The organism is Micromonospora sp. NPDC049799, assembly GCF_040656655.1.
GTDB lineage: Bacteria > Actinomycetota > Actinomycetes > Mycobacteriales > Micromonosporaceae > Micromonospora.
The window spans coordinates 1-7,242 of record NZ_JBFAMU010000252.1; the positions used below are offsets into that span (position 1 = coordinate 1).

The following is a 7,242-nucleotide window of genomic DNA, read 5'->3' on the forward strand; positions in this document are numbered from 1 at the left end:
CTGACCACAGTCGGGCGGGCGGCGGTGAGCCGCTCGGCGAGAGCGCCGTAGCGGGCGGCCACCGCCGGCCAGCGCAGGTCCGCGGTGAGCGGCCGGATGCGGCCGGCCAGTCGGGCGGACAGGCCCGGTTCGGTCAGGATCCGCCGGATCGCGGCGGCCAGCGCTGCCGGATCCTGATGGCGTACAACCAGACCGGGGCCGCCGGTGAGCAGCTCGACGGCGTGCGGGAACGCTGTGGCCACGACCGGTACCCCGGCGGCCACCGCCTCGATGAGCACGCCGGAGGTGACCTGTTCGTGGGAGTCGTAGGGCAGGACGACGACGTCGGCGGAGCGGATCAGCCGGCCGAGGGTGGCCTCGTCGTGGTAGACGTCCTGGTAGTCCACGGCGTGTGCGATGCCCAACTGTGCGCCGAGCCGGTGCAGTCCCGCCCGGTACGCCTCCCCCTGGTGCTCGACCACCTTCGGATGGGTCCGGCCCGCGACCGTGTAGGTGGGGGTCGGGTCGAGGTCCTGCAACTGCGCGAGGGCTCGCAACGACCACTCGACGCCCTTGCCGGGGCCGAGCAGTCCCCAGGTCAGCAGGTGTGGGCGGGTACGCCGGTCGGCGGGTACGCCGACGTGCTCGGCGGCGCCGTGCGGGATGACCGTGACCTTGCCCGGACGTACGGTGTAGCCGACGAGCAGCCGGGCGCGGGCGGTGGCGGTCATCGTGACGACCGCTCCGGCGGCGGTGACGATCTGCTCCAGTAGTGACCTCTGCCGGGCCGAGGGCCGGCGGAGCACGGTGTGCAGGACCACGATGCTCGGCACGGTGAGCCGGCGCAGCAGCGGCAGGACGTCCTCGCCGTCGGCGCCGGGGTAGATGCCGTACTCGTGCTGCACGACGGCCACGTCGAAGGTGTTGAGGACGGCCGCGGCGTCCCGCCAGCCGGCCTGGGTACGCGTCGACCAGGTGTGCACGACCCCGGGTCCGACCCGCAGGTCGTCGCCGCGGTCGGTGACCCGGACGATGCCACCACGCGTGCCGTCGGCGGTCAGGTGGGTGGCGAGGGCGGAGTTGAAGGTGGCCAGTCCACACCGGGTCGGCGGGTGGGTGCTGAGGAATCCGTAGCTGGGCATGGGTGTCGGGCCTTCCGGTTGTCGGACGCCTCGGGGTGCGGGGCGGCCTCACGCGGTGACGGCGCACGCCGGCCAGCGTGTGTGGCCGGCGGAACGAGTTCGAGGGCGGTCGCCGGGTTCAGCCGTGCGGTCGGCGGATGAGGTGGTCGTAGACGGCCAGATAGTCGGTGACCATCCGGTCCGCGCCGAAGCGCTGCCCGGCCCGGGCCCGGCAGCCGGCCCGGTCCAGCCCGGCAGCCCGGGTGACGGCGTCGACGGCCTGCTCGACGGTGTGCACGAGGAACCCCGTCACCCCTTCGTCGACAACCTCCGGCATGGACCCTCGCGCGTACGCGACGACCGGCGTGCCGCAGACCATCGACTCCACCACCGACAGCCCGAACGGCTCGTCGAAGGCGATCGGGTGCAGCAGCGCGGTGCTGGCGCCCAGCACCTCCGCGCGCCGCCGGGGGCCGACGGATCCGAGGAAGACGACGCGCTCGCCGTCGATGTGGGGGGCCACCTGCTCGGCGAAGTACCGCTCGTCCTGCACGATCCCGCAGATGGTCAGCGGCCGGCCGGCGCGGCGGGCGATCTCGATGGCGGTGTGGGTGCCCTTGTCGGGATGGATGCGACCGAAGGCGGCCAGTCCGGGGCCGGCGTCGCGGGTGAACGGCAGCCCGGCGAGGTCGACGCCGTGGTGCACCGTGGCGACGTAGTCCAGTTCCGGGCTCCGGTCGGCGTCGGAGATCGACACGTACGACGAGCGGGCCCGGGCGTACGCGGGGACGATGCCCGCGCCGGAGAAGCCGTGGACGGTGGTGAGCAGCGGAGCGCGGCAGTGCTCGGCGAAGGCGAGCGGCAGCCAGTCGAGGTGGCTGTGGACCAGGTCGAACTGGCCGGAGCGGGCCATCGCGTGGGACACGTGCATCGCCTCCCACACCCGGCCGTCCAGGTCCGGATCGTCGGCGTACCCCCGGGGGCACACGCCGTCGAGGGCCGCCGACGTGACGGAGTCGAGCGTCGCGAAGAGGGTCACGTCCACGCCGCGGGTGACCAGCCCCTCGGCGAGCAGACCGGTCACCTGCTCCCAGGGACCGTAGTGGTGGGGAGGTGTGCGCCAGGCGACCGGACCGAGCAGGGCAACCCTCACGGGGACGGCGCATCGGCGAGATCGGCCGGATCGAGACGCAGGGTGGCGAGCAGACCGGTGTGCTCCTGGGGGTTTACACGCTCCGGTAGTTCGCGCTCGACCCAGTCGGCCCTGGCCTGCTGGCCGCGCTCGCGAAGGACGTTGACGATCCGGTGCCGGGCGATCCTCATGAGGTGCTCCCTTGTGACGCCGTCCGGGACATTCCTGCTGACGGACGGCGGTGTGGACGCTCCGGCCGGATCCCGCCCGGCCATTGCACTGCGTGGCGAACTGAACGTGCGGTGGCCGGCGGGTTCCGCGGCCGCACGCGATCGGAGATCAGCCACCAGGGCGAGCAGGCCGTCGCGATCGGATGGCGGGCGGTCAACGCCTCTGGCGAGCTGCTGGTGATCGCACCTGGCGGCCCCACTGCGGGACCCGGGCGACATGCCCACCGTACGCCTCACAAGGTGGATCTGCACCATCACCGGGCTCGGCAGCGGTCAGACCCCGGTTGTACCGGCCGCCCGGTCAGGCGTGAGGTGCGATCAACCGGTGAGCCAGGGTTGCCCGCAGGTCGTCGATACCGGCTCCGGTCAGTGCCGACACGGCCACGGCCTCCGGGTACGCACGCCGCAGGGCGTCGACCCACTCCGGCGGCGCCGTGTCGATCTTGTTGAGCACGAGCAGTTCCGGGACCTGCCCGGCCCCGATCTCGTGCAGCACGCCGTGCACGGTGGTGATCTGGTCCAGCGCGTCGGGAGCGGAGGCGTCCACCACGTGCAGAGCCAGGTCGCTGCGCGTGACCTCGTCGAGTGTCGACCGGAACGCGTCCACGAGCTGGTGGGGCAGATGGCGGACGAAGCCGACGGTGTCGGTGAGCGTGTAGGTGAGCTCGCCCGTGCTGATCCGCCGGACCGTCGGATCCAGGGTGGCGAACAGGACGTCCTGGACCTGCGCGTCCGCGCCGGTCAACCGGTTGAGCAGCGCGGACTTGCCGGCGTTGGTGTAGCCGGTGATCGCCACCGACGGTATCTGGTTGCGCGCCCGCCGGCTCCGGGTGCGCTCACGACGCCTGGCCAGCTCGGAGGCGTTGCGGCGCAGTCGGGTGGCCCGCTGCCGCAACGTACGCCGCTGGGTCTCCAGGCGCATCTCACCCGGACCACGGACACCCATACCCGCACCGCCGGCCATCCGGCCGCCACCCACCCGGGACATCGACCGGCCGTCGCCCCGCAGCCTCGGCAACTGGTACGCGATCTGCGCCAACTCCACCTGCACCCGGCCCTCACTCGTGCGGGCGTGCTCGGCGAAGATGTCGAGGATCAACGCGGTGCGGTCCACCACGCGCACACCCACCCGCTGCTCCAGGTTGCGCACCTGTCCGGGGCTGAGGTCGCCGTCGGCGATGACCAGATCCGCGTGTGTCCGCTCGGCCAACGCGGCCAGCTCGTCGACCTTGCCGGAGCCGACGAAGGTCGCCGGGTCCGGCCGGGAGCGGCTCTGCACCACGGCGTCGGCGACGCGCAGGCCATCGGTGTCGGCGAGGCGTCGCAGCTCGGTCAGGGACGTCTCGGTCCCGGGTCCACCGGCACCGTCGCCTTCCTCGCCACGTACCGCCACCAGCACCGCTGTCGGACGCTCACCGGGCGTGCCGACTTCCGTCCCCAACAGCCACGATCCCGCCATCGTCACCTCTCTCCGCCCCTGGTGACCTCCCCGTACCCCTCCGACGACCAGCCATGCCCGGTCCGTGTGCCGAAGGCGGGCGCGCCCTAGTCGTGCAGCAGCCCGGCGTGCCCGGCGAGAGCTGCGGCCTCCGCTGGCCGCCTTCGCCACACTGACGGTCGTCGCGTTCGCCGCCGGGCTGCCCGGCTGGACGGTCGCCGCCCCGGCACTGACGAGCCTGGCGATTCCCCTCGCGGCGCGCCGCGGTGGGCCGGCACCGCAGGCGGAACGACAGCGGGTGGTGGCCGGTCCTGATCAGCGCCGGTCGAGTTCCGACTCCAGCCGCTGGATCAGCGTCTTGCGGGCCTTCCCCGCGCGTTCGGTCCGCAGTGCCGCCTTGAGCTGGCCCGTGTCGAGACCGTGGACGAGTTTCGCCGCCTCGGCAACCGTCAGGTCCGACAGCCGCCCGACCGAGATGGCGTCCTTGCGGGCGCGTTTGGCCGGTCCGGTGTTGGCCACGAACTGCTTACCGGATCGGGACGCCTGGCGCTTCCTGGTGTCGGTCGCGCGCTTCTCCTTCTCGGAAAGCTCGTTCCAGGCACGCTTGGGCAGATAGCGACTCGTCTCGCCGTTCCGACGCGCCCGGGTGCTGCCCTCCCTGGTCTGCCACTCCTCGGCACCCCACCGCTGCAGCGACCTCTGCCGCTCGTCCTTCGGCCCCTCGTACCCTCCGCCGCGCTTCTCGTACTCCTTGGTGAGCAGCTGGGACTTGCGCGCCGACCACTGTCCCGACCTGCCGCCCTTGTCGGAGGCCTTGATTTCGTCTTTGATCTGCTCCCGGAGTTCCGGTTTCGTGTACCGCGCCATGACACGCCGTTACCCCACGCCGTGCGGCGTGAACGTCACGCGACGGACGGACACCCACGCGGGGGACGGCACGTCAGGGCACCTGAAGCGAACCGTAAGCGGCATCCGGCAGAGTTCCGGTTGTCGAACAGAGACGGACGCAACCAGGAGGAACCCGCGATGCGCAGGATCATCAACTCGACCTACATCACCCTCGACGGCGTCATCGAGAACCCGACGTGGACCATGCCGTACTTCGACGACGAGGCCGCCGCCTTCGCCGGTACGCAGACCGACGCGGCCGACGCGCTGCTCCTGGGCCGGAAGACCTACGAGGGCTTCGCCAGCGCCTGGCCCACCAGGGACGAGAGCGACCCGAGCACCGGCGCCGCCTACTTCAACAACGTCAAGAAGTGGGTCGCCTCCACGACGCTCACGAACCCGGAGTGGAAGAACAGCGAGGTGCTCCAGGGCGACGTGATCGAGGCCGTCACGAAGCTCAAGGCCGCCGAGGGCGGGGACATCCTGATGTACGGCTACGGCGTCCTCACCGACACGCTCGTGAAGGCCGGCCTGGTGGACGAGGTGCGGTTCTGGATCCACCCGGTGTTCGTGGGCGGGTCGTCGGTGTCGGCGCCGCTGGCCGACGCGCGGACCACGCTCACGTTGGCCGACACGAAGGTCATGAAGAGCGGCGTGATCATCGCGACCTACACGCCGGCTGCCGCCGGGTAGGCGGACGCCGGTCGGACCTGGGCCCGGGCCTCGCCCGGGCCCAGGTCGTGTCCCACCCGGTAGGCGGCGACGAACCCGTCCGGGCCGAGCGCCGCGACCAGCCGTGTCGTCGTACGGTCGAGTTCGTCCTGCTCCGCCGGCGCGGTCGGTACCTCGGACGCGACCCGGGCGGCGTGCGCGGCACCGAGGATCCGCGCCGCGACCTCCGGTGTCGGTGCCGCCGACGCCAGCCCTTCGAGGGCGCCGCACGCGTCGCGCGGCGCGTCGATCGCGACGGCCACGTCGAAGGCGCGGGCGTGCAGCGCCAGCGCCCGGTCGCGGTCCCCCTGCTCCGCCACCGCGTACGCCAGCTCGCCCAGCACCATCGGCAGGAACAGGGCGTCCTCGCCACCCTGCTCGACCAGGCGCTCCAGGTGGGTGGTGGCGACGTCGAGCTTCCCGTCCCGGCGGGCGGCGATGCCGAGGTTCAGCTCGGCGAAGACCCGCGCGGCCGGTGCGTCCTGCTCGACCGCCAGCCGGTACGCGCGTTCGGCCAGCTCCCGCGCGTGGCCGTGATCCCGGTTCTGTACGGCGAGCCAGGCCAGCCAGGACAGCTTGGTGCCGACCTGCGGCCACAGCGCCAGCTCCTCGGCCCAGCGCAGCCCCTCACGGTGCAGGGCGACGGCCCGCTCGTGGTCGCCGGTCAGCTCGGCCAGGCCACCCAGCCAGTCGGTCGCCTGGAACCGCCCCCAGTCGTCGCCCAGCTCCGCGAACAGCGCGGCGGCGCGGGTGGCGGCGCGTTCCAGCCCGGCGATGTCAGTGGCGGCATGGGCCAGCATCGCCCGGGTCACGCACACGGCCGCCTCGACCCACGGGTCGTCGCCGGCTGCCCGGGCCCGGTCGAGCAGCTCGGCGGAGCGGGCACGGTCGTTGTTGTCGAGCAGCGCCGCGGCCACGAACCAGGTGGCCCGGCCGTCGGTGTGGCCGGCGAGGGCGGCGCCGATGTCGCCGTCCGGGACGGCCTCGCCCTGGAGGAGTGCGAACCCCGCCCGCCACACCGCCGCCTCGGCGCCCGCGCCGGCGTCACCGTCGAGGGTCAGGGCTCGGCGCGCCTCGGTGAGCCGCCCGCGCAGGAACCAGTACCAGGTCAGAGCGTTGGCCAGGCGCAGACCGCCGCCGTACGCGAGGGCGGCGCGGAGGTTCGGCGTCTCGGCGTCCAGGCGGGCGAGCCACTCACGCTGACCGGGGCCGCGCAGCAGCGGGTCGGCGCGCTCGGCCCACTCCGTCCAGTACGCCGCATGCCGTTGCCGGACCGGGTCGGCCGGGTCGAGGCGTTCCAGGGCGTACGCGGCGACCGACTCCAGTAGCCGGTAGCGCGGCACCACGCCGGAGGTGTCCAGCACCACCAGCGACCGGTCGACCAGGGCGGTCAGGACGTCGAGGTCGGCGCCGCAGACCGCCTCGGCGGCCTCGGCCGGGCAGCCGTCGGGGTGCACGGCGAGGCGGGACAGCACCACCCGCTCGTCGTCACCCAGCAGGTCCCAGCTCCAGCCGATGACGGCGGTCAGGGTGCGCTGGCGGGCCGGCACGTCCCGCTGCGTCGTGCCGAGCAGGCGAAACCGGTCGTCGAGGCGCTCGACGACACCGTCCAGGCCCAGGGCGCGTACCCGCTTCGCGGCCAGCTCCAGCGCGAGCGGCAGGCCGTCCAGCCGCCGGCAGAGCTGCGCGACGGCCGGCGCCGTCCGTTCGTCCAGCTGGAAGCCGCGCTGCTGCGCGGCGGCC

6 protein-coding genes and 1 pseudogene are annotated in these 7,242 nt (G+C 73.1%); 1 reads left to right on the plus strand and 6 read right to left on the minus strand.

Annotation, left to right across the window (positions count from 1 at the left end; genetic code table 11):
- From AB0I76_RS18715 to AB0I76_RS18735, 5 genes are all read right to left on the minus strand, one after another.
- The coding region (locus tag AB0I76_RS18715; protein ID WP_357036739.1) for a glycosyltransferase at positions 1-1,121 on the minus strand (1,121 nt) is incomplete at its 3' end.
- A 118-nt stretch (positions 1,122-1,239) separates the two neighbouring features.
- Entirely contained in the window at positions 1,240-2,253 is a 1,014-nt protein-coding gene (locus AB0I76_RS18720; RefSeq protein WP_357036742.1) for a glycosyltransferase family 4 protein, read from the minus strand.
- Positions 2,250-2,423 (minus strand): hypothetical protein, encoded by a 174-nt coding sequence (locus tag AB0I76_RS18725; RefSeq protein ID WP_357036745.1) that lies wholly within the window; start codon positions 2,421-2,423, stop codon positions 2,250-2,252. Before AB0I76_RS18725 ends, AB0I76_RS18720 begins: the two co-directional genes overlap by 4 nt.
- A gap of 340 nt (positions 2,424-2,763) precedes the next feature.
- Positions 2,764-3,921 carry a GTPase HflX gene (gene hflX, locus AB0I76_RS18730; protein WP_357036748.1) on the minus strand — a complete coding sequence of 386 codons (1,158 nt, stop codon included), beginning with the start codon at positions 3,919-3,921 and terminating at the stop codon, positions 2,764-2,766.
- A gap of 294 nt (positions 3,922-4,215) precedes the next feature.
- Entirely contained in the window at positions 4,216-4,767 is a 552-nt protein-coding gene (locus AB0I76_RS18735) for a DUF5872 domain-containing protein (protein WP_357036751.1), read from the minus strand.
- Between the two features lie 159 nt (positions 4,768-4,926).
- Here AB0I76_RS18735 and AB0I76_RS18740 point away from each other — a divergent pair, with 159 nt between their 5' ends.
- Positions 4,927-5,481: a dihydrofolate reductase family protein gene (locus tag AB0I76_RS18740; RefSeq protein WP_357036754.1), complete on the plus strand. Its 555-nt coding sequence runs from the start codon at positions 4,927-4,929 to the stop codon at positions 5,479-5,481.
- Here AB0I76_RS18740 and AB0I76_RS18745 read toward each other — a convergent pair.
- A pseudogene (locus AB0I76_RS18745) lies at positions 5,457-7,242 on the minus strand (transcriptional regulator); the annotation flags it as partial. The gene AB0I76_RS18740 and the pseudogene AB0I76_RS18745 overlap by 25 nt on opposite strands.

What these genes read in the sequence shown, in the direction of transcription:
- AB0I76_RS18725 (WP_357036745.1), bottom strand. Translation starts at nt 2,423, where the DNA reads ATGAGGATCGCCCGGCACCGGATCGTCAACGTCCTTCGCGAGCGCGGC.
- AB0I76_RS18735 (WP_357036751.1), bottom strand. Translation starts at nt 4,767, where the DNA reads ATGGCGCGGTACACGAAACCGGAACTCCGGGAGCAGATCAAAGACGAA.
- AB0I76_RS18740 (WP_357036754.1), top strand. Translation starts at nt 4,927, where the DNA reads ATGCGCAGGATCATCAACTCGACCTACATCACCCTCGACGGCGTCATC.
- hflX (WP_357036748.1), bottom strand. Translation starts at nt 3,921, where the DNA reads ATGGCGGGATCGTGGCTGTTGGGGACGGAAGTCGGCACGCCCGGTGAG.